Annotated in this window: 28 protein-coding genes and 1 pseudogene; 20 read left to right on the top strand and 9 right to left on the bottom strand. The window is 71.2% G+C overall.

Annotated elements, in window-relative coordinates; all coding sequences use genetic code 11:
- Positions 1-322 precede the first annotated feature (322 nt).
- The 3 genes and pseudogenes from AA23TX_RS39355 to AA23TX_RS39345 form a co-directional block, all read left to right on the top strand.
- Positions 323-538: pseudogene (locus AA23TX_RS39355) on the top strand (transglycosylase SLT domain-containing protein); the annotation flags it as partial.
- A gap of 15 nt (positions 539-553) precedes the next feature.
- Entirely contained in the window at positions 554-1726 is a 1173-nt protein-coding gene (locus tag AA23TX_RS39350; RefSeq protein WP_155548046.1) for a pyridoxal phosphate-dependent aminotransferase, read from the top strand.
- Positions 1727-1828: 102 nt separating this feature from the next.
- Positions 1829-2020 (top strand): hypothetical protein, encoded by a 192-nt coding sequence (locus tag AA23TX_RS39345; protein ID WP_155548045.1) that lies wholly within the window; start codon positions 1829-1831, stop codon positions 2018-2020.
- Positions 2021-2023: 3 nt separating this feature from the next.
- On the opposite strand, the gene AA23TX_RS39340 is transcribed toward AA23TX_RS39345, so the two are convergent.
- From AA23TX_RS39340 to AA23TX_RS39330, 3 genes are all read right to left on the bottom strand, one after another.
- The gene (locus AA23TX_RS39340) at positions 2024-2836 is read right to left on the bottom strand and encodes an SAM-dependent methyltransferase (RefSeq protein WP_155548044.1); all 813 of its coding nucleotides are present in this window, start codon (positions 2834-2836) and stop codon (positions 2024-2026) included.
- A gap of 82 nt (positions 2837-2918) precedes the next feature.
- Positions 2919-3497 carry an HAD family hydrolase gene (locus tag AA23TX_RS39335; RefSeq protein WP_155548043.1) on the bottom strand — a complete coding sequence of 193 codons (579 nt, stop codon included), beginning with the start codon at positions 3495-3497 and terminating at the stop codon, positions 2919-2921.
- Positions 3498-3511: 14 nt separating this feature from the next.
- A complete protein-coding gene (locus AA23TX_RS39330; RefSeq protein WP_155548042.1) occupies positions 3512-4537 on the bottom strand; it encodes a threonine aldolase family protein in 1026 nt (341 codons plus the stop codon).
- A 135-nt stretch (positions 4538-4672) separates the two neighbouring features.
- On the opposite strand from AA23TX_RS39330, the gene AA23TX_RS39325 reads away from it, so the two are divergent.
- From AA23TX_RS39325 to AA23TX_RS39310, 4 genes are read left to right on the top strand one after another with little or no spacing between them, the layout of a single operon-like run.
- On the top strand, positions 4673-5182 hold the full coding sequence (locus tag AA23TX_RS39325; protein ID WP_155548041.1) for a SigE family RNA polymerase sigma factor: 510 nt from the start codon (positions 4673-4675) through the stop codon (positions 5180-5182).
- Entirely contained in the window at positions 5175-5891 is a 717-nt protein-coding gene (locus AA23TX_RS39320; protein ID WP_155548040.1) for a hypothetical protein, read from the top strand. Before AA23TX_RS39325 ends, AA23TX_RS39320 begins: the two co-directional genes overlap by 8 nt.
- A 34-nt stretch (positions 5892-5925) precedes the next feature.
- Positions 5926-6522, top strand: coding sequence for a TetR/AcrR family transcriptional regulator (locus tag AA23TX_RS39315; RefSeq protein ID WP_155548039.1), 597 nt, complete (start codon positions 5926-5928; stop codon positions 6520-6522).
- Between the two features lie 11 nt (positions 6523-6533).
- Positions 6534-7454, top strand: coding sequence for a LysR family transcriptional regulator (locus AA23TX_RS39310; protein ID WP_155548038.1), 921 nt, complete (start codon positions 6534-6536; stop codon positions 7452-7454).
- Between the two features lie 23 nt (positions 7455-7477).
- Here AA23TX_RS39310 and AA23TX_RS39305 read toward each other — a convergent pair whose 3' ends face one another.
- From AA23TX_RS39305 to AA23TX_RS39295, 3 genes are all read right to left on the bottom strand, one after another.
- Positions 7478-8089, bottom strand: a complete 612-nt coding sequence (locus AA23TX_RS39305) for an NAD(P)-dependent oxidoreductase (protein WP_155548037.1) — start codon at positions 8087-8089, stop codon at positions 7478-7480.
- A complete protein-coding gene (locus AA23TX_RS39300; RefSeq protein WP_155548036.1) occupies positions 8086-8856 on the bottom strand; it encodes an inositol monophosphatase family protein in 771 nt (256 codons plus the stop codon). The genes AA23TX_RS39305 and AA23TX_RS39300 overlap by 4 nt, the downstream gene beginning before the upstream one ends.
- A 77-nt stretch (positions 8857-8933) precedes the next feature.
- Positions 8934-9632, bottom strand: a complete 699-nt coding sequence (locus AA23TX_RS39295; protein WP_155548035.1) for a FadR/GntR family transcriptional regulator — start codon at positions 9630-9632, stop codon at positions 8934-8936.
- A gap of 158 nt (positions 9633-9790) precedes the next feature.
- Here AA23TX_RS39295 and AA23TX_RS39290 point away from each other — a divergent pair, with 158 nt between their 5' ends.
- Genes AA23TX_RS39290 through AA23TX_RS39275 form a run of 4 tightly spaced genes read left to right on the top strand, consistent with a single transcriptional unit; the run spans position 9791 to position 14889 of the window.
- Positions 9791-11089, top strand: a complete 1299-nt coding sequence (locus AA23TX_RS39290; protein ID WP_155548034.1) for an ABC transporter substrate-binding protein — start codon at positions 9791-9793, stop codon at positions 11087-11089.
- Between the two features lies 1 nt (position 11090).
- Positions 11091-12008: a carbohydrate ABC transporter permease gene (locus AA23TX_RS39285; protein ID WP_155548033.1), complete on the top strand. Its 918-nt coding sequence runs from the start codon at positions 11091-11093 to the stop codon at positions 12006-12008.
- Entirely contained in the window at positions 12005-12826 is an 822-nt protein-coding gene (locus AA23TX_RS39280) for a carbohydrate ABC transporter permease (protein WP_155548032.1), read from the top strand. Before AA23TX_RS39285 ends, AA23TX_RS39280 begins: the two co-directional genes overlap by 4 nt.
- A gap of 14 nt (positions 12827-12840) precedes the next feature.
- Positions 12841-14889 carry an alpha-galactosidase gene (locus AA23TX_RS39275; RefSeq protein WP_155548031.1) on the top strand — a complete coding sequence of 683 codons (2049 nt, stop codon included), beginning with the start codon at positions 12841-12843 and terminating at the stop codon, positions 14887-14889.
- Here the strand turns inward: AA23TX_RS39275 and AA23TX_RS39270 are convergent.
- Together AA23TX_RS39270 and AA23TX_RS39265 are read right to left on the bottom strand one after the other, a co-directional pair.
- A complete protein-coding gene (locus AA23TX_RS39270) occupies positions 14841-15845 on the bottom strand; it encodes a lactonase family protein (RefSeq protein ID WP_155548030.1) in 1005 nt (334 codons plus the stop codon). The two genes, AA23TX_RS39275 and AA23TX_RS39270, sit on opposite strands and share 49 nt — an antisense overlap.
- On the bottom strand, positions 15838-16455 hold the full coding sequence (locus tag AA23TX_RS39265) for a bifunctional 4-hydroxy-2-oxoglutarate aldolase/2-dehydro-3-deoxy-phosphogluconate aldolase (RefSeq protein WP_155548029.1): 618 nt from the start codon (positions 16453-16455) through the stop codon (positions 15838-15840). Before AA23TX_RS39265 ends, AA23TX_RS39270 begins: the two co-directional genes overlap by 8 nt.
- A gap of 112 nt (positions 16456-16567) precedes the next feature.
- Here AA23TX_RS39265 and AA23TX_RS39260 point away from each other — a divergent pair, with 112 nt between their 5' ends.
- The 9 genes from AA23TX_RS39260 to AA23TX_RS39220 all read left to right on the top strand — a co-directional run bounded on the left by AA23TX_RS39260 (position 16568) and on the right by AA23TX_RS39220 (position 26092).
- Positions 16568-18607, top strand: coding sequence for a DUF8189 domain-containing protein (locus tag AA23TX_RS39260; protein ID WP_155548028.1), 2040 nt, complete (start codon positions 16568-16570; stop codon positions 18605-18607).
- 14 nt (positions 18608-18621) lie between these two features.
- Complete coding sequence (locus AA23TX_RS39255; RefSeq protein WP_155548027.1) at positions 18622-19305, top strand: SDR family NAD(P)-dependent oxidoreductase; 684 nt, start codon at positions 18622-18624, stop codon at positions 19303-19305.
- Between the two features lie 13 nt (positions 19306-19318).
- Positions 19319-20464 carry a galactonate dehydratase gene (dgoD, locus tag AA23TX_RS39250; protein WP_155548026.1) on the top strand — a complete coding sequence of 382 codons (1146 nt, stop codon included), beginning with the start codon at positions 19319-19321 and terminating at the stop codon, positions 20462-20464.
- Positions 20458-21300 carry a DUF4380 domain-containing protein gene (locus AA23TX_RS39245; protein WP_155548025.1) on the top strand — a complete coding sequence of 281 codons (843 nt, stop codon included), beginning with the start codon at positions 20458-20460 and terminating at the stop codon, positions 21298-21300. Before dgoD ends, AA23TX_RS39245 begins: the two co-directional genes overlap by 7 nt.
- Complete coding sequence (gene purB, locus AA23TX_RS39240) at positions 21297-22724, top strand: adenylosuccinate lyase (RefSeq protein ID WP_155548024.1); 1428 nt, start codon at positions 21297-21299, stop codon at positions 22722-22724. Before AA23TX_RS39245 ends, purB begins: the two co-directional genes overlap by 4 nt.
- A gap of 123 nt (positions 22725-22847) precedes the next feature.
- Positions 22848-23660 carry a substrate-binding periplasmic protein gene (locus AA23TX_RS39235; RefSeq protein ID WP_155548023.1) on the top strand — a complete coding sequence of 271 codons (813 nt, stop codon included), beginning with the start codon at positions 22848-22850 and terminating at the stop codon, positions 23658-23660.
- Between the two features lie 6 nt (positions 23661-23666).
- Complete coding sequence (locus AA23TX_RS39230) at positions 23667-24431, top strand: amino acid ABC transporter permease (protein ID WP_155548022.1); 765 nt, start codon at positions 23667-23669, stop codon at positions 24429-24431.
- Complete coding sequence (locus AA23TX_RS39225; RefSeq protein ID WP_196425790.1) at positions 24428-25168, top strand: amino acid ABC transporter ATP-binding protein; 741 nt, start codon at positions 24428-24430, stop codon at positions 25166-25168. Before AA23TX_RS39230 ends, AA23TX_RS39225 begins: the two co-directional genes overlap by 4 nt.
- Positions 25169-25210: 42 nt before the next feature.
- Positions 25211-26092, top strand: a complete 882-nt coding sequence (locus tag AA23TX_RS39220; RefSeq protein WP_196425789.1) for an MOSC domain-containing protein — start codon at positions 25211-25213, stop codon at positions 26090-26092.
- Here the strand turns inward: AA23TX_RS39220 and AA23TX_RS39215 are convergent.
- Positions 25975-26781, bottom strand: a complete 807-nt coding sequence (locus AA23TX_RS39215; protein WP_155549362.1) for an SAM hydrolase/SAM-dependent halogenase family protein — start codon at positions 26779-26781, stop codon at positions 25975-25977. The two genes, AA23TX_RS39220 and AA23TX_RS39215, sit on opposite strands and share 118 nt — an antisense overlap.

Below are 26781 nucleotides of genomic sequence, written 5' to 3'. Positions count from 1 at the left end.
GATCATCGACGCCGAGGGCACCCGCTACGTGCGACCCGGCTACTCCGCACCTCAGACGGTCGTTTACCAGGCGCCCGGTGCCGTCCTCGAGGCGATCGCACTGGCGGGATACCTGTCCGGATCACGGCCTCGCGTACTCCCGGTGGAACGGACGAACCGGCCGGAAACCTGGCGCCGGGAGTTCTCCGTGCACCTGAACAACCCGATCGTCACGGGGGCCTTCCTGCGGAAGGAAGAGGCCGGGCGAGGCGACGTGTGGTGCGTGACGACGGAACTGGGCACGTGGACGGCTCAGGAAGGCGACCACCTCTTCCTGACCGGCAATTCCAATGCCGCTGCCGGGCACCCGTCCAAGGGGCTCATGCAGTGCATCGACGGGACGTTCAACGCCCACAAGCTGCCCGGCCACGACAACATCTACAACCCGGTCGACAACATCATCGCGGGCGTCCGGTACTCCTTCGACCGCTACGGCGGCCTGGGCAACGTGCCGGGCATCAAGGCCATGGCCCACGGTGGTGCCTACCAGGGGTACTAGAACTAGCCTGGCCGCATGGCCGACCTCGAGGCGGGTCCCGCGCTGCGGGCCGGTGTGCCGCCCTTCCACGTCATGGACGTCCTTTCCGCGGCGGGTGCCCGGCAGCGCAGCCACGGCGATCTCGTGTCGCTCGCCGCCGGGCAGCCTTCCGTGCCCGCGCCGGAACCCGTTCTCGACGCCGCACGCGAAGCGCTCGGAAAAAGCACCCTCGGCTACACCGAACAGCTCGGCATCCCCGAGCTGCGGGACGCCGTCGCGGGGCACTACCGGCGGAAGTACCAGCTCGACGTCAGCGCGCGGGACGTCGTCATGACCACCGGGTCGTCCGGGGGCTTCCTGCTCGCCTTCCTCAGCGCCTTCGACCCCGGCGCCAAGGTCGCGATGGCCCGGCCCGGCTACCCCGCCTACCGCAACCTGCTGTCCGTCCTCGGCTGCGAGGTCGTCGAGTTCGCCACCACGGCCGAGACGAACTTCCAGCCGACCGTCGCCCTGCTCGACGAGCTCGGCCCGATCGACGGCCTGATCGTCGCCAGCCCGAGCAACCCGACCGGGACCGTGCTGCCGCCCGGGGAACTGGCCGCGATCACCGGCTGGTGCTCGTCGCACGGCGTTCAGCTGATCAGCGACGAGATCTACCACGGCATCTCCTACGGCGCCGAGCTCGACTGCGCGTGGCAGTTCGGCCGTGAGCCGCTCGTGCTCGGCAGCTTCTCGAAGTACTTCGCGATGACCGGCTGGCGGCTCGGCTGGATGCTCGTGCCGCAGCGCCTCCACCGCGCCGTCGACGTCCTGACCGGCAACTTCACCATCTGCCCGCCCGCGGTTTCGCAGTACGCGGCGCTCGCCGCCTTCACGCCGGAGGCGTACGCGGAGGCCGACGCGCACGTCGGGCACTACCGCGCCAACCGCGACCGGCTCTTCGCCGGCCTCAAGAGCATCGGCCTCGACAAGCTCGCCCCCGCCGACGGTGCCTTCTACGCCTACGCCGACGTCAGCGCGTACACCCAGGACAGTCTGAGCTGGTGCCAGCGGCTGCTCGCCGACACGGGACTCGCCATCACGCCCGGCGTCGACTTCGACCCGGTCGACGGCGGCAAGTACGTGCGGTTTTCCTTCGCCGGGAGCGCCGAGGACATCGACGAAGGCGTCCGGCGGCTGGGTGCGTGGCTGGGCCAGGGGGAACCCTGATTCATCCCTGAACGTTGGCTCGCCGAGGGGAGTTTCCCCGGCCGGGGTGCCAGAGTGGAGGCATCGGGCCGCCAGCGGCCACGGGAGCAATCGGAGGAAGCCATGTTCTGGAAGATCGTCGGCGGCCTGATCGTCGCCTGGGTGGCGTTCATGGTGCTGGGCGCCGTGATCGGCTTCGTGTTCAAGGCCGTCCTGTGGATCGCCATCATCGGCGGCATCGCGTTCCTCGGCGCCGCCGGCTACCGCGCGATCAGCGGTGGCAAGAAGGACCCGCGCCGCATCAACCGCTACTGAGTTTCAGGGGATCCGCGCCACGCCGCACAGCGACGTCCAGTTGACGGGCGTCAGCGGCGCCAGGCGCGGCCCGTCCGGCCACCACAGGTGCGGCGCCGTGACCCCGGGCTCGAGCAGGTCGAGGCCGTCGAAGAACGACGTGATCTCGGCCCGCGTGCGGTAGCGCGTGCCGAGCCCGGTGCCGCTGTACCTCTTCTGCAGGGCCGTCGCGACGTCCGCCGCCGCGGAGCCGTCGTCCGGGTTGTGCTGGTGGAGCAGGACCAGGTACGACCCCGGCGCCAGCGCGCCGACGTAGGACTTGACCACCTGCCGCGCCTGCTCCAGGTCCGTGATGTGGTGGACGATCGCGCAGAGCACGAGCCCGACGGGCCGGTCGAAGTCGAGGAACCGCCCGACGTCCGCGAGTGTTTCGCCGGACCGCAGCAGGTCGCCGCCCGAGATGTGCGTGAAGTCGTTGTCGACGAGCAACGCCCGGTTGTGCGCCTGCACGACCGGGTCGTTGTCGACGTAGACGACGTGCGCCTCGGGGTTGTACCGCTGCGCCACCTGGTGGGTGTTCTCCACCGTCGGGAAGCCCGAGCCGAGGTCGAGGAACTGGTCGACGCCGAGGCGTTCGGTCAGGTACCGCACGGCGCGGACGAGCCACTGCCGCACTTCCCGCGCCATCGCCGGCGACTCCGGCGCGACCGCCAGGATCTCCCGCAGCACCGCGCGGTCGGCCTCGTAGTTGTCCTGGCCGCCCATCAGCGCGTCGAAGACACGCGCTATGTTCGGCCGGTCGAAGTCGACGCGGGCCGGCGGGAGTTCGGTCGTCATGGCGGCCTACCGGTGTCGGGGTCCGTGCAGCCTAGGTCACCGGCGATCACCGCCGGTAGGCGGACGTGCGGTGCGGGTGAGGTCAGTCCAGCCAGGCCCGGGCGGCGTCGGCGCCGTTCCACACCTGCGCCTTGAGCCCCACCGCCCGTGCGCCATCCACATTGGACGGACGGTCGTCGAAGAACAGGCAGTCGGCGGGCTCCGCGCCCAGTTCGTCGAGCAGCAGCCGGAAGATCTTCGCGTCCGGCTTGACGCACCGGACGTCGCCCGAGAAGAGCGTCACGCGGAAGTGGCGGGCCCAGTCCTGCGCGCGGACCCACTCGCCGAACACCACCGGGGCGTTCGACAGCAGCGCCAGCGACGCACCGGCCTCGGAGAGCGCTTCGACCAGCGCCTGCGAAGACGGCTCGAGGTGAGCCCAGCCTTCGACGTCGATGCGGGTCAGCTCGGCCGACAGTGTTTCGTCGACGGACACGCCCAGCGCCTTGCCGACCGCCTGCCAGTATTCGAGCGGCGTGCTCCCGGCGTCGTAGGGAATCCGGTAGTCCCAGTACGCCTTCTCGAACTCCGGCAGCGGCGCGCCCATCGCCGCGGCCATGTCCGGGCGCGCCAGGCTCGGCTTGCTCAGCACGTCGCCGTAGTCGAACACGATCCAGTTCACAGTGCCCCCAGTACTCATCGAGCGCCGGTCTTGATGCGGCGCAAGGCTTCTTCGACGTCGGTCGCGCTCAGGTCCCGGTGCGTGACGAACCGGACCTTGCCCGCCATCGGCACCGCGCGGATGCCGAGCGAGTCGAGCCAGGCCAGCGCGGTCGGGATGTCGGGTACCTGGGCGAGCACGATGTTGGTGTCCGGCACGTTCGTCGCCCAGCCGTACTCGGTCAGGCCTTCGGCCAGGCGCTGGGCGTTCTCGTGCGAGTCGGCCAGCTCGGGGATGCGGTCCAGCGCGACCAGGCAGGCCGCGGCCAGGACGCCGCCCTGCCGGACGCCGCCGCCGAGCATCTGCCGCATCCGGCGGGCCCGTTCGACGAACGCGACGCTGCCCGCGACGACCGAGCCGACCGGCGCGCCGAGGCCCTTGCTGAAGCAGGCCGACACGGTGTCGACGCCGACGGTGAGCGCGGCGGGCGGCACCTCCAGCGCGACCGCGGCCTGCCACAGCCGGGCGCCGTCGAGGTGCACGGTCAGGCCGGCTTCCTTCGCGACGGACAGCAGCTGGGCGTGCTCGTCGGGCGGGGTCACCGCGCCGCCGGCCGCGTTGTGCGTGTTCTCGAGGCAGAGCAGTGATGTCCGTAATGTGAAGTACGGCCCGGGTTGCCCGATCGCGGCCGCGAGGGTGTCCGGCGAAGGGCGGCCCGGGCCGCCGTCGTGCTCCAGGACGTCCGGCATCCCGCCGGCCAGCCACGCCGCCGAGCCGAGCTCGTTGGACAGCACGTGCGCGCCGCGGGTGGCGAGGAACCGGTCGCCGCGCTGCAGGTGGAGGCTCAGCGCGACGAGGTTCGCCATGGTCCCGCTCGGCACCCACAGTGCGGCCGGCATGCCCAGGACGTGCGCGGCGCGTTCCTCCAGCGCCTGGACCGTCGGGTCGCGCTCGAGGACGTTGTCCCCGACCTCGGCGGACGCCATCGCCGCGCGCATCGTTTCATCCGGACGGGTGACGGTGTCGGAACGGAAGTCCAGCGGCGGCAGCGTGAAGGTCACAGAGCGATCACATCACACCCACCGGATGAGGATCAATGAGGCCCGGAGTGGTGGGACCTGCTCGGTCCGTGCAACCGTGGACGCCCCTGATTCCGTCCTACCCACCGACGACAACAGAGCGGAGCACGACTGCGCGTGGACCAGCGCGACGAGGAGGAGTTCGCGGAGTACTTCGCCGCCAGGCGGGACGCCGTGCGCCGGACCGCGTACATGCTCTGCGGAGACTGGCACCGGGCGGACGACCTCGCGCAGACGGCGTTCGTCGCGCTGCACCGGAGGTGGAAGAAGATCAGGGATCGCGCGGCGACCGACGCGTACGTCCGCACGACGCTCGTGCGGGCGTCGATCGACGAATCGCGGCGTCCGTGGCGGCGTGAGTGGCAGACCGAGACGCTGCCCGAGCCCGCCGACGACTCGCCCGGCCTCGACGACCTCGTCGCGACCAGGGAAGACCTGCTCGCGGCGTTGAAGGAGGTGCCGCCCAAGCAACGGGCGGTGCTGGTCCTGCGGTACTTCGAAGGGCTGGACGTGACCAGCGCGGCGAAGGAACTGGGCTGCAGCGAAGGCAACGTGAAGAGCCAGACCGCGCGCGGGCTGGCGAACCTCAAGCAGGTACTGGAACGGGAGGTGGGGACCAATGGATGAGCAGGAGCTGCGCTCGTTGTTCTCCGCCGCGCCGCCGGACGCGCCCGAGCCGACCTTCAGCCAGGACGACGTCGTCCGCGAATCCCGCCGCCAGACCGTGCGGCGCCGGAACCGGATCACCGCCGGGGTGAGCGCCGCGGCGCTGGTGGTCGTCGGGTTCGGTGCGTACGGGGTGCTGTCCGGGGGTACCCCCGAGACGCTGACGTCCGCCGACAACGGGGCCATGGCTTCGCAATCCGGACCGGGATCGGGGCAACCCGGCTTGAGCCCGGCACGTCCTGAAATCGGTGGGGAGTCACCGAACTTCTCGTCCGAACCACCTCGGCAGGGAGGTGACCAGGGCGGGAAGACCGGCCAGCTGGCCGAAGGCGCCTCCGGGTGCGAACAGGTGGACGGGGAGCTCGCCATTGCCCTCGCTGGCGAGCTCCCCGGCCACGTCGCCGGTACCCCGGCCGTGCCGGGCGGCGCCTGTTCGACGGCGTCGCGCTCCGCCGGGTTCCCGGTTCCGGGCGGCGAGGTGTCCGCGGCGGTGTACCCGAAGGGCATTCCCGTGGTCTTCAAGTCTCAGCCGGCCGGCGCGGTCACGGTCCAGGTGGCCACCGCGTCCGGTGGATCGTTGGTGCTGGTGAGCGTGCCTTCGTCCGGGGCGACGGCGCCCTACGCGGGCCAGGTGCGGGCGTTCGCGCTCGCTCTCGCGCCCCGCTTCTGAGCCCGGGGCCGCCCGGTTGGCAGAATGACCGGTCATGACCGCTGCGACCACCCCGAAAGGGGAACGACGGCGCGCCGCGCTCGTCGAGGCCGCCGCGAAGCTGCTCGTCGAGGGCGGGTTCGACGCCGTCCGGCACCGGGCGGTGGCCGAGCGCGCGGGCTTGCCGCTCGCATCGACGACGTACTACTTCGACTCGCTGGAAGACCTGGTCACGGCGGCCGTCGAGCACCACTCGAACGCCGAGCTGGACGCGGGCCGCCGCCGGCTGGACGAGCTGGCGACGCGCAACCGGGGCGCGCAGGCGACCGTCGACCTGGTGCTGGAGATGCTGCTCGGGCCGGAGACCGACGACCCGGAGGCCGACGCCGAGGCGGTGCTCCTGCGCTATGAACGCCTGGTCGCGACCGGTCGCCGTCCGTACCTGCGGCCGTTGATGCGGACGCTGTCGGCCCAGCTCGACGAGCTGCTGACGGAGATCTTCGCGCGCTCGGGCACGCCGGTGCCCGCTGCCGAACTCGAACGGCTGGTCGCCCTGGTCGACGGCGCCGTCGTCAACGCACTGATCGCGGTCGACCCGGCCCCGCGCGCGGCGGCGTCCCGGATGCTGCGGAACGCACTCGACGGCTCCTGACCATTACTGTCGTGCAGGTGGATCTGAACCTGCTGACCGCACTGGACGCGCTGCTGGAGGAGAACTCCGTGCAGGCGGCCGCCGACCGGCTGCACCTCACCCCGCCCGCCATGAGCCGCACGCTGGCCCGGATCCGGGCGACGACCGGGGACGACATCCTGGTGCGCACCGGCCGGACGATGACCCCGACGCCCCGCGCGCTGGCGATGCGCGACGAGGTGCGGACCCTGGTGGCCCGCGCGAACCGGGTGCTGGCGCCGGCCCGCACGGTGGACCCGGCGACGTTGCGCCGCACGTTCACCATCCAGGGCCACGACGTCCTGCTGGCCGCGCTGTTCCCGGCGTTGCTGCGGACGGCGTCGGCGGAAGCGCCCGGGCTGGGGCTGCGGTTGCTGGCGGAGGCGCCGGTGGACACGCCCGACCTGGCGCGGGGGCACGTGGATCTGGAGCTCGGGGCGACGGTGCCGGCGTCGCCGGAGATCAGCCACGAGGTCGTCGGTGAGGACCGGCTGGTGCTGGTCACGCGCGCCGGGCGCGAGCTGGACATCGAGGAGTTCGCGGCGGCCGAGCACGTGATCGTGTCGCGGCGCGGCCGGCTGCGCGACGGCGTCGACAAGGTGCTGGCCGAGCTGGGGTTGCGCCGCCGGGTGGTGGCGGCGCTCCCGACGGCGGCCCTGGCGTTGCAGGCGATCGTGCACAGCGACGTCGTGGGGGTGCTGGCGGAGCGGTTCACGGCCCAGGCCCGCGCCGACGTCGGCTTGAGCGCGGTGGAACTGCCGTTCGACCCGCCCCACGCACCGGTGGTGCTGAGCTGGCACAGCCGCTACGACACCGACCCGGCCCACGAATGGCTGCGCGCCCACTGCCGCGCCGCGGTGACCGACGTACTGGCCGGATCCGCCGCGGCGGTCGTGAGTGAGAAACAGGGTTAGAACACGGTTTCTCACTCACGACCTCACTTGGCCAGCGCCACCAGTACTTCGCCGCGGGGGCCGTTTTCGGCCGCGTCGAGCATGGCCGCGGCCACCGTCGCGTGGCTGATCATCGGCGGGAACAGCTTGCGGGGCACGGAGCCGAGCCGCACGCTTTGCCGCGTCGGGCTGATCGGGCCGCTCTTCATCGGGCCCACGTGGACCACCGTGCCGCCCATGCCGAGGATCGCCGTGTCCGCGGCCACCTTGTCCGGGACCTCGGCCTTCAGGAGCCGCGCCACCAACGTCCGGGACAGCCAGCCCGCCGCCTCCGCCGACGGTCCGGTCCCGAGCGCGCCGACCGACACCGCCCGCGCCGGTCCCGCGGCCACCACCGCGCGAGCGCCCGCGGTCAGCACGCCGGGTGGGTCGCCCTTCCGCAGTCCCAGTGCGTCGAGCACGATTTCGCTGCCCCGCAACGCTTCCGCGATCCCCGCGGCGTCGTGGACGTCGGCGGCGACCGTGGTCAGCCGCTCGGTGGACGACGGCGGCGGGTTCCGGCTGACGGCCACCACCTCGTGTCCGCGCTCGAGCGCCTGCCGCACCAGTTCGCTGCCCACCGTGCCCGACGCGCCGAGCACCGCCACCCGGCTCACTTCAGCACCGCCAGCGCCGCGGCGTGCAAACCCGGTGCGGCGACGAGGATGTCGGCCGAGTTGACGTCCCAAGCGGAGCCCGTGAGGTCGGTGACGACCGCGCCCGCTTCCGCGGTAAGCAGGGCGCCGGCCGCGCTGCCGGGCAAGTCCGGTTCGTACTGCCAGAAGACGTCGTACTGCCCGGCGGCGAGGCCGAGCAACGGGAACGTCGTCGGAATCGTGTTGCGCACCAGCAATGCCTTCGATGCCATCGCCACGAACGCGCTCGCGAACCGCGTGTAGACCTCGGGAGAGCTGCCCGCCTGGCTCGCCGTCACCGCCGCGCTCGAGAGGTCGGTCTTGGCCGAGACGCGCAGTCGCTGCCCGTTGAGGAAGGCGCCTTCGCCGCGCACCGCGGTGTAGGTCAGGTCGCCGATCGGCTGGCGGACGACGGTCAGCTCCGGCTGCCCGTCCGTGACCAGCGTGATCGTCACGCCCCACTCCGGCAGGCCGTGCACGTGGTTGACCGCGCCCTCGGTGCCGTCGACCACCCACCACCGCCCGGCCGGCACGACCCGGCCGGTCTCGTCTTCGTCCCACCAGCCCACCTCCGGCGCCACGCCGTCGAGGGCCTCGCGCACGATCGCCGTCGAAGCCGCTTCGAGGCCGGTGCCGAGGTCGTGCATCGCCGCCCGGTCCGCCGGCCGGCTCGCCGGGTCGAACGCGGCCAGCAAAGCCTGTCCGGCCTTCTCGGCCGCTTGAACCGCTGCTTCCAGAACGTTGGTCATGCACCCATTACGGCACGGACCGAAGCCTGACTCCAGTGCAATCTTCTCAATCCACGAGTTACCGCCGTGCACTTGAGCTAGGACTTGCGCTGCGCCTTCGCCAGGTCGTCGCGGGATTTCGTGACGAGCGCGAGCATCGCCTGCTCGGCCGCCACGGGGTCGCCGGCCACGATCGCGTCGAACACCTTGCGGTGGCTCGGCACCGGGTCCTCCGCCGCCGACGCGCCGTGCACCAGCTTGTCGCGCTCGGCCAGCCCGATCGCGATGACGCGTTCCATCCGCATCAGGAAGTTGTTGTGGGTGGCGGTCATCAGCCGCCGGTGGAACGCGAGGTCGGCCTGGACGCTCGCCTCCGCGTCCTCGGCCGCGGCCATGTCGGCCAGCGCCTCCCGCAGCGACTCGAGGTCTTCCTCCGACGCGCGTTCGGCCGCGATCCGCGCCGCCGCGGGCTCGACGACCGTGCGGACCTCGGTCAGCTCGTCGAGCAGGCCCGGGTCGTCGGCGGCCGCGGTCTGCCAGCGCATGACGTCGGCGTCGAGCATGTTCCACTTCTCGCGCGGCTGGACGAACGTGCCGCGCTTCTGCCGGGCGTCGATCATCCCCTTCGCGGCCAGCACCTTCAGCGCCTCGCGCAGCGCGGTCAGGCTGATGTCGAGCTCTTCGCGCAGGGCCGGCAGGTCCAGGACGGTGCCCTCGCCCCACTCGTCGGAGAGGATCCGGCTGGCCAGTGCCTCCACGGTCTGGCCGTGCAACCCGCGTGGCCGGTGTTCGGTCAATGGAGGGGCCCTCTCGACTGGTGGTTCGTGGTCGGGCCATCCTACGCTGCGACTGAAGTCGTCATAAATTATGAATACATCTTGACGCCGGCGTCGCCCGGTTGCACTCTTTGGCAGCAGTCAAGCCCGAGCGGGCACCAAGACAAAGGGGTCACGACATGACGAGTGCAGGCCTGTCCCGCCGTCGTTTCCTGCGCAACGCGAGCCTGGCCGGGCTGGGCGCGATCGGGTCGTCCGGCTTCCTCGCCGCCTGCGCCACCTCCGCGAACTCCGGCCCGGTCAAGCAGGCCGCCGGCGCGGTCACCGTCCAGTCGAACCTGTCCTCGCCCGAGGCGAAGAAGGCGATCGAAGCGCTGGCCCAGGCGTTCGGCGCGAAGGGCGGCACGACGGCGACGGTCAACACCGTCGCGTCCGAGACCTTCCGCACCCAGCTGCCCAGCTACCTCACCGCGGCCACCCCGCCCGACACCTACACGTGGTACCCGGGCTCGCTGCTGTCCGGCTACGCGCGCAAGGGCCTGCTGCTCGACGTCGGCGACGTCTGGCAGACCATGGGCGACTACAGCGCCGCGTTCCGCGCGCTCTCCGGCGACGGCGCCGGGCACCAGGTCTTCGTCCCCACGTCCTACTACTGGTGGGGCTTCTTCTACCGGAAGTCCAACTTCGCGAAGTGGGGCGTGCGGCCGCCGACGAACTGGAGCGAGTTCCTCGCGCTGTGCGAAACCCTGAAGGGCAAGGGGATCGCGCCGATCGGGCTCGGCGCGGGCGGCACCACGCCGTGGACCGCGTCCGCCTGGTTCGACTACCTGAACATCCGGATCAACGGCGCGCCCTTCCACCGCGAGCTGCTCGCGGGCAAGCAGCGCTTCGACGACCCGCGCGTCAAGAAGATCTTCGACCCGTGGCGCCAGGCCCTGCCGTACTTCGACCCGAACGGCACCGCGATCGCGTTCCAGGACGCCACGACCGTGCTGCTGCAGGGCCGCACCGGCATGGTCCTGACCGGCACGTTCTTCGCCGACGCCGCCCCGAAGGACGCACTCGACGACCTCGACTTCTTCCAGTTCCCGATCCTCGACCCGGCCATCCCGGTGGCCGAGGAGGGCCCGACCGACGGCTTCTTCGCCAGCGCGCGCACCCCGCACGTCGCCGAGGTCAAGGAGTGGTTCAAGTACGTCGCCACGGCCGAGGCGCAGGAGCTCTACATCAAGAACTCCTCCGGCACGGTCCTGCCGACCAACCCGAAGGCCAAGGACAACGGCACGCAGCTGGTCCAAAAGGGACGGAAGCTGCTCACCGACGCCAAGGAGATCACGCAGTTCTTCAACCGCGACTCCTCCGACGCGCTGCAGCCGACCGCCGACGCCGCGCTGATCCGGTTCATCCAGAAGCCGAACGAGCTCGAGTCGATCCTGAGCGACTGGCAGACCGCCGCGCAGAAGGTCTGGCAGTCCTGAGATGGCGGTGCTGACCGCTGATCGGCCGAAGACCTCGGCACGGACCCCGAAGCGCCGCCGCCGGGTCTCGCCCGTGCTGCTGGCGTTCGTCCTGGTGCCGCTGGTCGTCGAGGGGTTCTGGGTGTTCTGGCCGGCGCTGCAGGGCTTCTACCTGGCGCTGACGAACTGGGACGGCGTCTCGGCGCCCACGTTCGTGGGCCTGGGCAACTTCGCCGAGATGTTCTCCGACGACATCTTCAAGACCGCGGCGTTCGACACGGTGATCTGGCTCGTGCTCTTCGGTGGCCTCTCGGCGGTCGGGGGGCTCGCGCTGGCGACGTTGCTGCAGAAGGAACGCCGTGGTGTCGGGTTCTACCGGGCCGCGCTGTTCACGCCGGTGGTGTTTTCGCTGGTCGCGACGTCGCTGATCTGGCAGGTGATCTACCAGCCGGACGGCGTCGTCAACAAGGTGCTCGGCGCGATCGGGCTCGGCAGCTGGCAGCACGCCTGGCTCGCCGACCCGAAGACGGCGCTGTACGCGGTGCTCGTGCCGGCGCTGTGGCGGCAGCTCGGCTACGTGATGGTGCTGTACCTGGCCGGGCTCAAGGGCATCGACCCGGCGCTGTACGAGGCGGCCAAGCTGGACGGCGCGACCGCGTGGCAGCAGTTCCGCAACGTCACCTGGCCGCAGCTGCGCAGCGTCAACTCGGTGGTCCTGTCGGTGATCATCATCGACTCGCTGCGGTCGTTCGACGTCATCTGGTCCATGACGAAGGGCGGGCCGTACCACTCGTCCGAGGTGCTCAGCACGTACATGTACGCGACGGCGTTCCAGTCGCTGCGCCTCGGTTACGCGTCCGCGCTGGCCGTGGTGATCTTCGTGCTGGCGTTCGGCGTGATCGTGACCTACCTCGTGCGCGCGTTCCGGGAGGACTCGTGAGGAGAACGCGGACCTTCGGGTTCCACCTGCTCGCGGGCGGGCTGTCCGTGCTGTGGCTGCTGCCGATCGCGCTGGTGCTGACGACCAGCGTCCGGACGTTCTCGGACATCGCGTCGAACGGCCTGGGCGCGCTGCCCGCGTCGTTCTCGCTCGACGGGTTCGGGCAGGCGTGGGGCGAGGGCGGCGGCGGGCACGCGATGCTGAACAGCCTGCTCGTCACGATCCCGACGGTGCTGCTCGCGCTGCTGCTCAGCTCGGCGGCGGCGTTCGCGCTGAGCCGGTACGAGATCCCGTTCCGCCGCACGATCATCCTCGTGATGCTGGCGGGAAACCTGCTCCCGCCGCAGATCCTGCTGGTGCCGGTGGCGAAGCTGGCCGAGCTGCTGGGCATCTACGACACCTTGACGGCACTGATCGTCGTGCAGGTCGGGTTCGGGCTCGGCTTCTACACGTTCGTGCTGCAGGGGTTCATGCGGTCGATCCCCGGTGAGATCCAGCAGGCGGCGCTGATCGACGGCGCCGGCGTCGCGCAGATCTTCTGGCGGATCATCCTGCCGATGACCCGCCCGGCGCTGGCCGCGCTCGGCGCGCTGGCGTTCACCTGGACGTTCAACGACCTGCTGTGGTCGATCACCGTGCTGCGCACCGGAACGGTGATGCCGGTGACGCCGGCGCTGCTCGGCCTGCAGGGCCAGTACGTGTCCAACTGGAACGTGATCGCCGCGGGTTCGGTGATCGCCGCCGTGCCGACGGTCGCGGTGTTCCTGCGGTTCCAGAAGCACTTCATCTCGGGGCTCGCGATCGGGGCGATCAAGTGACGTGGACCGTGTCCATGAAGACGACTTCGTACACCGTGGCGCTGGACCCTTCGCGCCGGTGGGCGGAGCTCGTCGCGTGGGGGCCGGCCGGGATCGAGGACGGGCCGTCGGTGTTCACGAACGCGGGCTCGGTGCATTTCATCACCGAGGCCGACGCGGCGCCGGTGGAGTACGCGCCACTGGGGCTGCGCCCGTTCTCGGGCGCGGACGTCGCGGTGCGGGGCGGTTCGTGGTGGCGGTTCGACGGCGCTTCTTCTGCCGCCGACCTGCGGCTGGCCTTCGTGGACGAGGTTTCCGGGCTGCGCGCGGTGCTCTGCTACCGGCCTGTGCCCGAGACGGACGTGCTCACCCGGTGGGTCGAATTCGAGAACACGGGCTCGTCGACCCTGGAGTTCGACCGGCTGGGCTCGGCGGGCGTGTGCGTGCCGACGGTGTCCGGCGCCCGGCTGACGTACTTGACCGGCCAGTGGTCTCAGGAGTTCACGCGCCAGTCGCTGACGCTGCCCGCGGGCGGGTTCCGGATGGAGAGCCGCTTCGGCGTCCCGGGGCACGCGCACGTCCCGTGGCTGGCGGTGCAGGACTCGTCCGGTGGACCGGCTTTCGGCGTTTCGCTGGAATGGCCGGGATCGTGGTCGATCGAGGCGGATGTGGAGCCTTCGGGGCTGACGCGCGTCCGGGCCGGCCGGTTGCCTTCACCGGGCCCGGTGCGCCTGGAGCCCGGTGCCTCCTTGCCGACTCCGGCCGTCGCGTTGGCGTCCAGTGTGGACGGTCTGGCCGGGCTGGCGTCCGTGTGGCACGACTACGACCGCGTGCTGGCGGGCTCCCGTTGGCGGCGCCCGCGTCCGGTGCTCTACAACTCGTGGGAAGCGACCGGCTTCGACGTCCGGAGCGCCGGCCAGCTGGAGCTGGCGAAACGGGCGGCCGACCTCGGCGTCGAGCTGTTCGTGGTCGACGACGGCTGGTTCACCGGCCGCGACGACGACACCGGCGGTCTCGGCGACTGGACCCCGGCGGATTCGGATTTCGGCGACTTCGTCGAGTCGGTGCGGGACCTGGGCCTGGAGTTCGGCCTGTGGGTCGAGCCGGAGGCGGTCAGCCCGAAGTCGCGGCTGTACGCGGCGCACCCCGACTGGGTGTACCGGATCGACGGCCGTCCGCTCACGTTGATCCGCAACCAGCTGCTGCTGGACCTGGGGCTGCCCGACGTCATCGCGTTCGTGAAGTCTACTTTGGACGCACTGTTGTCGGCGTACCCGATCTCGTACCTGAAGTGGGACATGAACCGTCCCCCGACGGAACGCGGCCGCCCGGGCTCGCCTTTCGCCGACTTGGACGCTGAGCACGTGGCGGGCTACCTGTCGGTGCTGGATCACCTGCGTGCCGAGCACCCCCACGTGACGATCGAGGCGTGCGCGGGTGGCGGCGGCCGGACGGACCTGGCGACGGTGGCCCGCACGGACGTGGTGTGGCCGAGCGACAACACCGGACCCCTGGACCGGCTGGCGATCCAGGACGGGTTCCTGCTGATGCACGCGCCGCACCTGATGAGTTCGTGGGTGACGGACGCGCCGGGCGTGTTCGACCCGCGCCCCCGGTCACTGCGGTTCCGCTTCGTGACGGCGATGGCCGGGGTACTGGGCATCGGCGCGGACCTGTCCCGCTGGACGCCCGCCCAGCACGCGGAGGCGGCGTCGCTGATCGCGGTGTACAAGCAGATCCGCTCTGTTGTCCACCACGGAGTCGCCCGGGTGCTGGCCGGTCCGTCGGAGCCGACGGCGGCGACGCAGTACACGTCGGAGAACGGCGACACGGTGGTGGTGCTGGCGTGGAGCACGGGTTCTTTGACCGGGGCGCCGCTGGTGCCGGGCCGGTCGTCGCGGGTGCGCCTCTCCGTACCGGATGCGTCCTATGTGGACCACCGGGGCACCCGGTACTCGGGCGCGCACCTGAGGTACGCGGGCCTCCCCTTCGACTGGACCGCCGACCACGACGCCGACGTCGTGATCCTCCGGCGTCAGGGTAGCGAGACCGGCAGCACGAACGTCGGCGATCCGGTCGGGTAGTACTTCAGGTCCGCCTCGCCCGACGCGGTGAGCGTGAACGCCGTGATCGCGTCCTCCGACTGCGCCGCCACGTAACACGTCCCGTCCACCAGGGCGAAGTGGCGGGGGTTCGCGCCGCACGGCTGGTCCGCCACCGCCAGGGTGTCGTCCAGGGCGAACTCCGTCACGCAGTCCGGGCCGCGGTTCGACACGTACATCCGCGCGTCCGCCAGCTCCAGGTGGGCCACCAGGTTGGGCGTCACCGACGACAGCGTCGACGGGGTCACCGACACCACCGAGAACGCCCCCGGCGACGTCTCGCGGACCGTCACCACGGTCCCGGCCAGCTCGCCGACGACGTACGCCAGGTCGGTACCCGGCCGCCGGATCAGCTGGCGGGGGCCCGTGCCCGCCGGCAGCGAAGACACCGCGAGCAGGTCCAAAGACCCCGAAGCGGACAGCGTGTAGCTGCGGATCTCGTCCGTGCCCAGGTCGACCGCGCTCACGATCGACCCGTCGGCCGACGGGACCGCCATGTGGACGTGCGCCGCCTCCTGGCGGTCGGCGTCCGGACCGCTCCCGCTGTGCTGGGCCAGCGCCGTCCGGGAGACCAAAGCGCCCGACGGCGACAGGGAGAACACCGCCAGGCTGCCGCCGGTGTAGTTGGCGCACAGCAGGAACCGGCCGTCCGGGGTCACCGCCAGGTGACACGGGTGCGCACCACCCGTCGCCAAAGTGCCCAGCACCGACAACGCGCCGGAAGCCGAAAGCGCCAGTGCTGTCACGGAGCCGGTGGCAGTCTCGTTCGCCGCGTACAGCACCGGCAACGACGGGTGCCGCACCAGCCACGACGGCGACTCGAGCGGCAGCGAAGCGATCTCGGTCAAGTCTCCGGAAGAGGAACGCGAGAACGTCGTGATCCCCGTGCCGTTCCCCGCGTCGCCGGTGTAGCACCCGACGAAGACCAGCTCAGCCATGCGCGCTCCTCAGCAGCGTCTCGACGCGGGCGGCGATCTCCGCGGTGGTGCCGCGGGTCAGCGCCGAGCCGACCCCGCACGCCACCGCGCCCGCTGCCAGCCAGCCTGGCACGTCCGCCGGGCCGATGCCGCCGGTGGGCACCAGTGGCGCCTGCGGGAGCGCCGCCCGCACGTCCGACACCCACGAGGGCCCCCAAGAAGAAGCCGGGAAAACCTTGACCGCGTCGGCGCCTTCTTCCAGCGCCCGCACGATTTCGGTCACCGAACCCGCGCCGGGGAACGCGGCCGCGCCGTACCGGTGAGCGGTACGGATCACCGCCGCGTCGACCGACGGCGACACGAGGAACCGGGCGCCCGCGCGGATCGCCAGCACCGCCGACGCCTCGTCGAGGACCGTGCCGGCGCCGATCGTCGCGGCCGGGTAGGCCGCGGACAGCCCGGAGATCGCGTCCAGCGCTCCCGGGTTCGTCAGCGGCAGCTCGACCGACCGCAGCCCGGCTTCCAGGATCGCGCGGGCCGCGGCCACCGCCGACTCCGCGTCGTGCGTCCGGACGATGCCGATGACGCCTTGGCGCAGTGCGTTCGCGGTGATCTCCCAGCGGTAGCTCATCGGGCCAGCCTACCCCGTGAAATCTTAATTTAGGATTTATTCTTGACGTGCCCCGACACGTCCCGGCATGCTGCTCCCGGCTCGCAGTTCACCGGAGAAAGGCGTCCGGCACATGCTCTTGAAGAGAACCCTCGCGGTGGTCGCCGCGATCGCCGCCACCTTCGCGGCGGTACCCGCGTACGCGACCCCGGCCGTGGACCAAGGCGCTCCCGACTACTACGACAGCGGGGTCGCGAAAACCCCGTACATGGGCTGGAACACCTACTACGGCCTGGGCGCGCCCAGCGAGGCGTCGGTGAAGTCCGTCGCGGACTTCCTCGTCTCCAGCGGCTTGCGTGACGCCGGATACCGCTACGTCTGGATCGACGGCGGCTGGACCGCGCCCGATCCGCGCGACGCACAGGGGAACCTCCGCGAGGACCCCGCCAAATTCCCAGGTGGACTGTCCACTTTGGTCGACTACCTGCACGGCAAGGGCCTCAAGGCCGGCATCTACACCGACGCGGGCGCCTCCGACGGCAAGAACTGCGCGGCCGGCTCCGGCGGCTACTACGAACAGGACACCAAGCGCTTCGCGAGCTGGAAGTTCGACGCCGTCAAGGTCGACTTCCTCTGCGGCATCGCCCAGAACCTCAAGCCCGCCGAAGCGTTCACGCAGTTCAGCCAGGCCCTCGCCAAGGCGGGCCGTCCGATGGTGCTCAACGTCTGCAACCCGGTCACCGACGAGTGGGGCACCCCGCACGGGCCCGACCAGGTCGCCGGTATCGCCTACAGCTACGGCCCGCTCGTCGCCGACTCCTGGCGCACCAGCACCGACATCGCGTTCGGTACGCCGTACGAGGGCATCTGGAAAGACGTCCTGCGCAACATGGACGCCAACGCCGCGCACCCCGAGGCGAACGGGCCGGGCCACTACAACGACCCCGACTACCTCATCCCGATGCGCAAGACCGAGCAGGGCACCTACGAGCTGAACGAGGAGGAGTCGACCACCCAGTTCGTCATGTGGGCGGAGATGGCCTCCCCGCTGATCCTCGGCTCCGACCCGCGCACGCTGCCCGCGTCGATGCTCAAGACGCTGAAGAACCCGGAGATCGTCGGCGTCAACCAGGACCGCCTCGGCATCCAGGGCGTCCGCGTCGCGACCAGCGGCAGCACCGACACCTACAGCAAGGTCCTCGACCGGGACGGCGACCGCGCGGTGGTCCTGCTCAACCGCGGTGAGGCCCCCACGCAGATGACGCTGAACTTCGCCGATGCCGGGCTCCAGGGGCGAGTGTCCGTTCGCGACCTCCGCGCCCGGGCCGACCGCGGCAGCGCCACCGGCTCGTACTCGGTCACGGTCCCCGCGCACGGCACCGCGTTCCTCCGCCTGCACGGCACCGACCTCGTCCCGGGCGACGACCTCGGCGGCACCGCGTCGGCGAGCCCGGCGATCGTCCGCACCGGCGGCAAGACCGTGACGTTCTTCCGCGACCAGGGCGGATCCCTGCAGGTCAAGGGCCTCGACGGACCGCGTCAGGTCGGCGGCAGGTTCCTCGGCCAGCCCGCCGCGGTCGCCACCCCGAAGGGCATCGACGTCTACGTCCGCGGCCTCGACAACGCTCTCTACCAGCGCAGTTACACGAAGAAGTGGGGCGACTGGAAGCGGCTCGGCGGCACGCTCACCGACTCGCCGTCCGTCACCACCGAGGGAACCGTTTTCGCGAGAGGCGCCGACGGCCAGGTCTGGCAGCGGACCAGTGCCGGTCAGTGGTCCGGTCTCGGCGCACCCGGCGGCAAGCCGATCTACGGCCGTCCCGGCGCGGCGACGTCCACCAGCGGCACGGTCGTCGCGGTCCGCACGGCTGACGACAGCGTCTGGGTCCGCACGAAGACCGGCGGCACCTGGTCGGACTGGACCGGCATCGGCGGCACGGTCAGCAGCAGCCCGACGCTCGTCGCGGCCGGCGCGAAGGTCGCGCTCACCGCGTCCGCGAGCGACTACTCGCTGTGGGCCAACGAGTGGTCCGGTTCGTGGGCCGGCTGGTTCAAGCGGCCGGACTACCCGAGCGGGAGCATCGTGGGAACCCTCGGCGCGGCGTCCGACGGCGCGTCGCTGTGGTTCGCCGCCCGCGGGCCGGACGACCATGTCCACGTAGCCAAGTTCTAGGAACAGGAGAGGCGATGTCCACGCGTACCGCGGTGGTGACCGGAGCGGCATCCGGGATCGGGCTGGCGACGGCCCGGAAGCTGCTCGACGACGGCTACCGCGTGCTGGGCGTGGACATCGCCGAACTCCCCGACGGCGTCACGCCGATCCGGGGATCGGTCAGCGACGAAACGACCTGGGCGGACATCGGTGAGGTGGACGCCCTGGTCAGCAACGCCTACGTGCCGAGCACCGGGCCGCTGCACGAGATCGATCTCGCCGAGTGGCAGCGGCAGCTCGACGTCAACCTGACCGGCACGTACCTCGCCCTGAAGGCCTGCCTGCCCTCTCTGCGAAAGAGGGGTGGCGCGGTCGTGCTGGTTTCGTCGGTGCACGCGCACTTCGGCCTGCCGGGGCATCCCGCGTACGCCGCGAGCAAGGGCGCGCTGGTCGCGCTGGCCCGGCAGCTCGCCGTCGAATACGCCCCGGACGTGCGGGTCAACTCCGTGCTGCCGGGGCCGGTGCTCACCGAAGCCTGGAGCCGCATCTCGCCGGAGGACCGCGAACGCAGCGCCCGCGCGACGCCGGCGGGGCGCCTCGGCGACCCCGCGGAGGTGGCGAACGTGATCGCGTTCCTGCTCTCGGACGCCGCGTCGTTCGTCACCGGAGCCGAGTTGACCGTCGACGGCGGCTGGTCCGCCGCCAAGGATTCCGCGTAGATGGGGGACACGGGTGAAGATCACCGGGGTTGAAACGTTTCTGGTCGCGCCGCGCTGGCTGTTCCTCAAGGTCAGCACGGACGAGGGCATCAGCGGCTGGGGTGAGCCCGTGGTCGAGGGCCGCGCGGAGACCGTGCGCGCGGCCGTGCACGAGCTGTCCGAGCTGCTGATCGGCCAGGACCCGCTGCGCATCGAGGACCATTGGCAGGTGCTGCGCCGCGGCGGCTTCTACCGCGGCGGGCCGGTGCTCTCCAGCGCGCTCGCCGGGTTCGACCACGCGCTGTGGGACATCGCCGGCAAGGTCCGCAACGCGCCGGTGCACGAGCTGCTCGGCGGCCCGGTCCGCGACCGCATCCGGGTCTACAGCTGGGTCGGCGGCGACCGGCCGTCCGGCATCCGCGAGGCCGTGTCCGCGCAGGTCGAGGCGGGGTTCACGGCGGTGAAGATGAACGTCGCCGGCCCGTTGACCGCGATCGCGTCGCCCGCCGATGTCACTGCCGCCATCGCCCGCGCCTGGGAGGCCCGGGAGGTGCTCGGCCCGCACCGTGACCTCGCGATCGACTTTCACGGCCGCGTCTCGCCCGCGATGGCACGGCGGCTGGTGAAGCTGCTCGAAGACGTCCAGCCGATGTTCGTCGAGGAGCCGGTGCTGCCGGAGACCCAGGGCGACGCGCTGCGCTCGGTCGTCGAGGCTTCGACCGTGCCGATCGCGGTCGGCGAGCGGCTCTACTCGCGCTGGGAGTTCAAGCCGGTGCTCGACGCGGGCGTGGCGGTGGTCCAGCCCGACCCGTCGCACGCCGGCGGCATCTCCGAGCTGCGGCGGATCGGCGCGCTCGCCGAGATGTACGGCGCTTCGCTCGCGCCGCACTGCCCGCTGGGGCCGATCTCGCTGGCCGCGTCGATGCAGGTCGCGTTCGCGACGCCGAACTTCCTGATCCAGGAACAGAGCGTCGGCATGCACTACCACGAGGGTCACGAACACGCGTACCTCACGGATCCGTCCGTCTTCGCCTTCCAGGACGGCTACGCGGCCCGCCCGCTCGGGCCCGGTCTCGGCATCGAGGTCGACGAAGCGGCCGTCCGCCGCGCCGACGAGGTCGGGCACGCCTGGCGCTCCCCGGTGTGGCGCCACGAAGACGGCGGTCTCGCCGAATGGTGACCTGGCTCGACCGCGGCGACCTGCGGCTCGGCCTGGTCCCGGAGCTCGGCGGCCGGCTGCTGTCGGTGCGGTACCGCGGCGTCGAGTTGCTGTGGCGCAACGCCGATCTGCTCGACGACGACCTGCTCGCGGACTACGCGCCGAACTCCGGCCGGATGGGCGACTGGGTCAACTACGGCGGCGACAAGACGTGGCCGGCGCCCCAGGGCTGGTCCGGCCCGGGCGAGTGGGCGGGTCCGCCCGACCCGGTCCTCGACTCCGGCCCGTACACCGCCGTGCGGGACGGCGACACGGTGACCATGACCAGCGCGCCGGACCCGCGCACCGGCCTGCGGTTCACCCGCGCGGTCACGATCCTCGACGACGGCTACCGGCTGGACCTGCGCGCGGAGAACGTGTCGGAGCGGGTGGTGCGCTGGGCGCTGTGGAACGTGACCCAGCTGCCCGGCGGCGGGGCGGTCACCGCGGGACTCCGGCGGCCCGACGTGGTCGCGCTGGTCGCCGGGACCGGCACCCCGGAGTACACAGTGGACGGTGATCGGCTGGTCGTGCCACCCCAGGACGTCGTCGGCAAGCTCGGCGTGCCGGGGACCGCGGGCTGGGTGACCTACGGCGCGTTGACGCTCTCCTTCGACGTCGACCCCGCGGGCGAGTACCCGGACCAGGGCTCGCCGCTGGAGATCTGGCTGGAGCACCCGCTCCCGGAGCCGCTCGCGGAGCTGGGTGACCTGGATCCGCCCGCGCGGATCGTCGAGCTGGAGGTGCTCGGCCCGCTGACCGTGCTCGCCCCGGGTGCTGCGATGAGCCTGACCTGCACAGGTATCGTGAGGGCGTGACGGACAAGCCCCGCATTCCGAACGTGCTCGCCGCCCGCTACGCCTCGGCGGAGCTGGTCTCGCTCTGGTCGCCGGAGCACAAGGTCGTCCTGGAGCGGCAGCTCTGGCTCGCCGTCCTCAAGGCGCAGAAGGACCTCGGCGTCGAGGTGCCCGACGGCGTCGTCGAGGACTACGAGCGCGTCATCGACGAGGTCGACCTCGAGTCGATCGCCGCCCGGGAGCGGGTCACCCGGCACGACGTCAAGGCGCGGATCGAGGAGTTCAGCGACCTCGCCGGCCAGGAGCACATCCACAAGGGCATGACCTCGCGCGACCTCACCGAGAACGTCGAGCAGCTGCAGCTGCTCCGTTCCCTCGAACTCGTGCGCACGCGCGTCGCCGCCGTGCTGGCGCGGCTGGCCGCCCTCGCCGTCGAGCACGCCGACACCGTCATGGCCGGCCGCTCGCACAACGTCGCCGCGCAGGCCACCACCCTCGGCAAGCGGTTCGCCACGGCGGCCGACGAGCTGCTCGTCGCCTTCGACCGGCTCGACAACCTCATCGGGCGCTACCCGCTGCGCGGCATCAAGGGCCCGGTCGGCACCGCGCAGGACATGCTCGACCTGCTCGGCGACGAGTCCACTTTGGACCAGCTCGAGGACCGCGTCATGCAGCACCTCGGCTTTAACCAGAGATTCGTCAGCGTCGGCCAGGTGTACCCGCGCTCGCTCGACTTCGACGTGCTGTCCACTGTGGTCCAGCTCGCGGCGGCGCCGTCCAGCCTGGCCAAGACGATCCGGCTGATGGCCGGGCACGAGCTGGTCACCGAGGGCTTCAAGCCCGGCCAGGTCGGCTCGTCCGCCATGCCGCACAAGATGAACACCCGCTCGTGCGAGCGCGTGAACGGCCTCGCCGTCGTGCTGCGCGGCTACCTCTCCATGATCGGTGAGCTGGCCGGCGACCAGTGGAACGAGGGCGACGTCTCCGACTCGGTCGTCCGCCGCGTCGCGCTGCCGGACGCGTTCTTCGCGCTCGACGGCCTGCTGGAGACGTTCCTCACGGTGCTGGCCGAGTTCGGTGCCTTCCCGGCGGTGATCGAGCGTGAGCTTGATCGCTACCTCCCGTTCCTCACCACGACGAAGGTGCTCATGGCTTCGGTCCGCGCGGGCGTCGGACGTGAGACGGCCCACGAAGCCATCAAGGAGCACTCCGTCGCCGTCGCACTGGAGATGCGGGAAGGCCGCGCCGTGAACGACCTCCTCGACCGCTTCGCCGCCGACGAGCGCATCCCGCTCGACCGCGGTGAGCTGGACAAGCTCCTCGCCGACCGCATCTCGTTCACCGGCACGGCCGGGCGTCAGGTCGAGCAGGTGGCCGAGCGCGTGGCCGAGGTACTGCGGCGGTTCCCCGCGGCCGCGGGCTATGCGCCGCAACCGATCCTGTGAGCTGACGCACTCGTCCACGGAGTGGAACGAATCCCCGCAAACGGGCTGAATCCCTAATCTCGATCGCTGAACCCCGCCGTTCTTCGCGTGCCGATCGCACGCGTCCAACCCACGGAAGAAGCGATGAGATCCACGCTGTCGAAAATCGCCGCGGTCGTCACCGCGACCGCGCTGACGCTGACCCTGGCCGCGTGCGGCTCGGACGGCGGCTCGGCGACCACCCTGCGCGTCGGGACCCTGAGCGACGCCCCGCCGTCGATCTACCTGGAAAAAGGCCGGTTCACCGGCTACGACAACGAACTGCTGCGCGACATCGCGAAGCGTGAGGGGTTCGAGGTCGAGTTCGTCGGCACGGAGTTCTCCAGCCTGCTGGCCGGCGTCGCGACCGGCAAGTTCGACATCGGCAGTTCGACGATCTCCAGCACCGAGGCGCGCAAGAAGACGGTCGCGTTCTCCAACGGCTACAACACGGGCTTCACCACGATCGTCACGGCCAAGGGCGCGAACCTCAAGGACCCGGCGGCGTTCGCGGGCAAGCGTCTCGGCGTCGTCCAGGGGTCGGTGCAGGACGAGCTGGCGGGCAAGACCGCCGGCGCGCAGGTCGTCCGTTTCCCGGACTACAACGCGGGTTTCGCGCAGCTGAAGAACGGCACGCTCGACGGCTGGGTCGTCCCGCAGGACATCGGCCAGAAATACCTTGACCAGAACCCGGCGGTCCCGCTGGAGCTCGGCTACACGGTGGAAGACAAGGACACGCCGTCGGCGTTCGCGGTCGCGAAGAACAACCCTGACCTGCTGAAGAAGCTCAACGACGGCCTGGCGAAGGCGATCGCGGACGGTTCGGTGGCCCGCATCTACGCCCAGTTCTACAAGACGACACCGTTGTCGAAGGAACTCCAGCCGGGCGGCCCCGGTCTGCTCGTGAAGAACCTGTAGTCCACAATGGACGACTTCGTCAACACCTTCCTGAACTGGGAGTACATCTCCCAAGTCCTGCCGGACCTGGTCAAGACCGGCCTGCTGAACACCCTCGTCCTGTCGGTGTCCTCGGCGCTGATCGGCACCGTGTTCGGCATGCTGCTGGCGGTCATGGGCCTGTCGGCCAAGTGGTGGCTGCGCTGGCCCGCGCGGATCTACACCGACGTCTTCCGCGGGCTGCCGGCCATCCTCACGATCCTCCTGATCGGCCAGGGACTCGGCACGCTCGCGCGGGACGTCGTCGGCACGAACCCGTACCCGATGGGCATCCTGGCGCTCTCGCTGATCGCGGCGGCCTACATCGGTGAGATCTTCCGGGCCGGCATCCAGAGCGTCGAGAAAGGACAGCTGGAGGCCGCCCGGGCGCTCGGGATGGGCTACGCGAAGTCGATGCTGCTGGTGATCATCCCGCAGGGGGTCCGGCGGGTGCTGCCCGCGCTGGTGAACCAGTTCATCGCGCTGGTCAAGGACTCCAGCCTCGTCTACGTGCTGGGCCTGCTGTCCGGGCAGCGCGAGCTGTTCCGGATCGGCCAGGACCTCGCGGCGACCACCGGCAACCTGTCGCCGCTGGTGGCCGCCGGGGTGTTCTTCCTGGTGATCACGGTCCCGCTGACGCACCTGGTGAACCACATCGACAAGAAGCTCCGGACCGGCCGCGAGGTGCGCGCCGGCGAGCCGGACGACGACCCGGTGGAGATCGGTCCCGGCGGGAGGGTGAGCACGTGGTGACCACGGCGGTGCGGTCGTCCAGCGTGGAGCTGCGCGACATCCACGTCAGCTTCGGCACGCTCGAAGTCCTGCGCGGGGTGGACCTGCGCGTCGAGAGCGGCAAGACGACCTGCGTGATCGGGCCGTCCGGCTCCGGCAAGTCGACGCTCCTGCGGTGCGTGAACCGCCTGCAGGAACCCGACTCCGGCGACCTCCTGCTCGACGGCGAGTCCGTGATCGGGTCCGACCCGGACGTGCTGCGCCAGCGCGTCGGCATGGTGTTCCAGCACTTCAACCTCTTCGGCCACCGGAGCGTGCTGGACAACATCGTGCTGCCGCTGCGCAGCGTGAAGAAGCTGAGCAAGGAGGAGGCGTCGGCGATCGCCCGCGCGCGCCTCGCCGACGTCGGTCTCGCGGACAAGGCGCCGTACCGGCCGAGCGCGCTCTCGGGCGGTCAGCAGCAGCGCGTCGCCATCGCCAGGGCGCTGGCGATGGAGCCCGAGGTGATGCTCTTCGACGAGGCCACCAGCGCACTCGACCCCGAGCTGGTCAAGGGCGTGCTGGACCTGATGGCGGGCCTGGCTTCGCGGGGACTGACCCTGATCGTCGTCACGCACGAGATGGGCTTCGCGCGCAGCGTCGCCGACGAGGTCGCGTTCATGGACGCGGGCCGCATCGTGGAGCAGGGCTCGCCGGCCCGGCTCTTCGACGACCCGCAGAGCCCCCGGCTGCGGCGGTTCCTGTCCCAGGTCCTGTAAAACGGCGCGCCGCCTCGCCGTGCTCGCAGGTAGCCTGCGGGCATGGCGAGGATCGCGCGGCTGATGTACTACCCGGTCAAGGGCTGTGCCGGCACTTCGGTGCCGGTCGCCGAGGTCGGGCCCGCCGGGCTGGCGCACGACCGGGTCTTCCAGGTCGTCGCGCCGGACGGCGACTTCCGCAGCCAGCGTCGCTACCCGATCCTGGCCTCGGTCCGGCCGCGCGTCGACGGCGGCAAGCTCGAATTCGCCGCGCCGGGCGTCGAAGACCTCGTCGTCGACATCCGGCGCGACGGCCCGCGGCACCCGGGCTCGACGTTCTCCTGGCACGGCACCGGTATCCACCAGGGCGAGGAGGCCGCGCGGTGGTTCTCGGACCTGCTCGGCCTGCCGTCGGTCCTGATCGGCGTCGCGCCGGACCACGAGCGCGTCACCGGCGGCGAGACGCCCGGCACGGCCGCGTTCGCCGACGGGCACGCGCTGCTCGTCGCGTCCGAGTCCTCTTTGGACGGCCTGAACGCGCGCATCCTCGAACGCGGCGCCGAACCCGTGCCGATGGACCGCTTCCGCCCCAACATCATCATCTCCGGCTGGACCGAGCCGCACACCGAGGACGAAGTCCGCGCGATGTCCGCCGGCACCGCGAAGTTCGGCTACGCCAAGCAATGCGTGCGCTGCACGGTGCCGATGGTCGACCAGGACACGGGTGAAAAGGCCGGCCCCGAGCCCATTCGCACGCTCGCGGGCTACCGGCGCCACCCGGACGGCGGCGTGATCTTCGGGATGAAGGCCGCGGTGCTGCGCCCGGGTCAGGTGGCGGTCGGCGACGAGGTGATCGTGCACTCCTGGGCCGGTCCGAGGCCCAGCACGGCGGCAGCGGAACCGCCGTTGACGGCGACGGCGAGCCGTCCGGCGGAGTCGGTGTAGAGCACGCTCGCGCCCGCCGGCACGTCGGCGAAGGTGCGGCCGATCTCGGTGGTCACCGCGACCCGCTCGCTGTGCACGGAAACCGCGCCGGACAGCCCCGACAGCTCCAGGTCCGCGGGGGTCGCGGCGAGCTGGACGTTGCCGAAGTGGTCGACCGTCAGCACCTCCGACACCAGCTTCCCGGGGAACGCCGCCACGAACGGCTCCGGCAGCTCGACCAGGGCGGACACCGGGTCGCCGAAGTCCGACGCCGCGACCCCCAGCGCGAGGTGCGCGGCCGCGGGCGCGAAGACGTCCCGGCCGTGGAACGTCGCCGAGGTCACCGGCAGCCGCAGCGACGGCTCCGCCAGCTCGTACGCGGCCTGGACGCCACCCAGTGCGTGCGCGGCGGGCAGCAGGAGGCCGTTGTCCGGCCCGACCAGCAGCCCGCTCCCGGTGACGACGACCACGCCGAGCCGGGTCGTGCCGACGCCCGGGTCGACGACGGCGACGTGCACCGCCTCCGGCAGGAACGGCACCGTCTGGGCCAGCGCCATCGCCCCGTGCCGGACGTCCTGGGGCGGCACCTCGTGTGTGACGTCGAGTACCCGCACGGCGGGCGCCAGCCGCGCGATCACGCCGTGGCAGGCCGCCACGAAGCCGTCGCGCAGGCCGTAGTCGGTGGTCACCGAGATCCAGTCGTACGCCAT

The organism is Amycolatopsis camponoti (assembly GCF_902497555.1).
Classification (GTDB): Bacteria; Actinomycetota; Actinomycetes; order Mycobacteriales; family Pseudonocardiaceae; genus Amycolatopsis; species Amycolatopsis camponoti.
Note: the sequence above shows the minus strand (reverse complement) of the source record. Positions and strands in the feature narration are given on the sequence as shown.

Coding starts and splice junctions, on each gene's coding strand:
- AA23TX_RS39350 (WP_155548046.1), top strand. CDS start 554: ATGGCCGACCTCGAGGCGGGTCCCGCGCTGCGGGCCGGTGTGCCGCCC.
- AA23TX_RS39345 (WP_155548045.1), top strand. CDS start 1,829: ATGTTCTGGAAGATCGTCGGCGGCCTGATCGTCGCCTGGGTGGCGTTC.
- AA23TX_RS39340 (WP_155548044.1), bottom strand. CDS start 2,836: ATGACGACCGAACTCCCGCCGGCCCGCGTCGACTTCGACCGGCCGAAC.
- AA23TX_RS39320 (WP_155548040.1), top strand. CDS start 5,175: ATGGATGAGCAGGAGCTGCGCTCGTTGTTCTCCGCCGCGCCGCCGGAC.
- AA23TX_RS39315 (WP_155548039.1), top strand. CDS start 5,926: ATGACCGCTGCGACCACCCCGAAAGGGGAACGACGGCGCGCCGCGCTC.
- AA23TX_RS39300 (WP_155548036.1), bottom strand. CDS start 8,856: ATGACCAACGTTCTGGAAGCAGCGGTTCAAGCGGCCGAGAAGGCCGGA.
- AA23TX_RS39290 (WP_155548034.1), top strand. CDS start 9,791: ATGACGAGTGCAGGCCTGTCCCGCCGTCGTTTCCTGCGCAACGCGAGC.
- AA23TX_RS39285 (WP_155548033.1), top strand. CDS start 11,091: ATGGCGGTGCTGACCGCTGATCGGCCGAAGACCTCGGCACGGACCCCG.
- AA23TX_RS39275 (WP_155548031.1), top strand. CDS start 12,841: ATGAAGACGACTTCGTACACCGTGGCGCTGGACCCTTCGCGCCGGTGG.
- AA23TX_RS39270 (WP_155548030.1), bottom strand. CDS start 15,845: ATGGCTGAGCTGGTCTTCGTCGGGTGCTACACCGGCGACGCGGGGAAC.
- AA23TX_RS39265 (WP_155548029.1), bottom strand. CDS start 16,455: ATGAGCTACCGCTGGGAGATCACCGCGAACGCACTGCGCCAAGGCGTC.
- AA23TX_RS39260 (WP_155548028.1), top strand. CDS start 16,568: ATGCTCTTGAAGAGAACCCTCGCGGTGGTCGCCGCGATCGCCGCCACC.
- AA23TX_RS39255 (WP_155548027.1), top strand. CDS start 18,622: ATGTCCACGCGTACCGCGGTGGTGACCGGAGCGGCATCCGGGATCGGG.
- AA23TX_RS39245 (WP_155548025.1), top strand. CDS start 20,458: ATGGTGACCTGGCTCGACCGCGGCGACCTGCGGCTCGGCCTGGTCCCG.
- AA23TX_RS39235 (WP_155548023.1), top strand. CDS start 22,848: ATGAGATCCACGCTGTCGAAAATCGCCGCGGTCGTCACCGCGACCGCG.
- AA23TX_RS39230 (WP_155548022.1), top strand. CDS start 23,667: ATGGACGACTTCGTCAACACCTTCCTGAACTGGGAGTACATCTCCCAA.
- AA23TX_RS39220 (WP_196425789.1), top strand. CDS start 25,211: ATGGCGAGGATCGCGCGGCTGATGTACTACCCGGTCAAGGGCTGTGCC.
- AA23TX_RS39215 (WP_155549362.1), bottom strand. CDS start 26,781: ATGGCGTACGACTGGATCTCGGTGACCACCGACTACGGCCTGCGCGAC.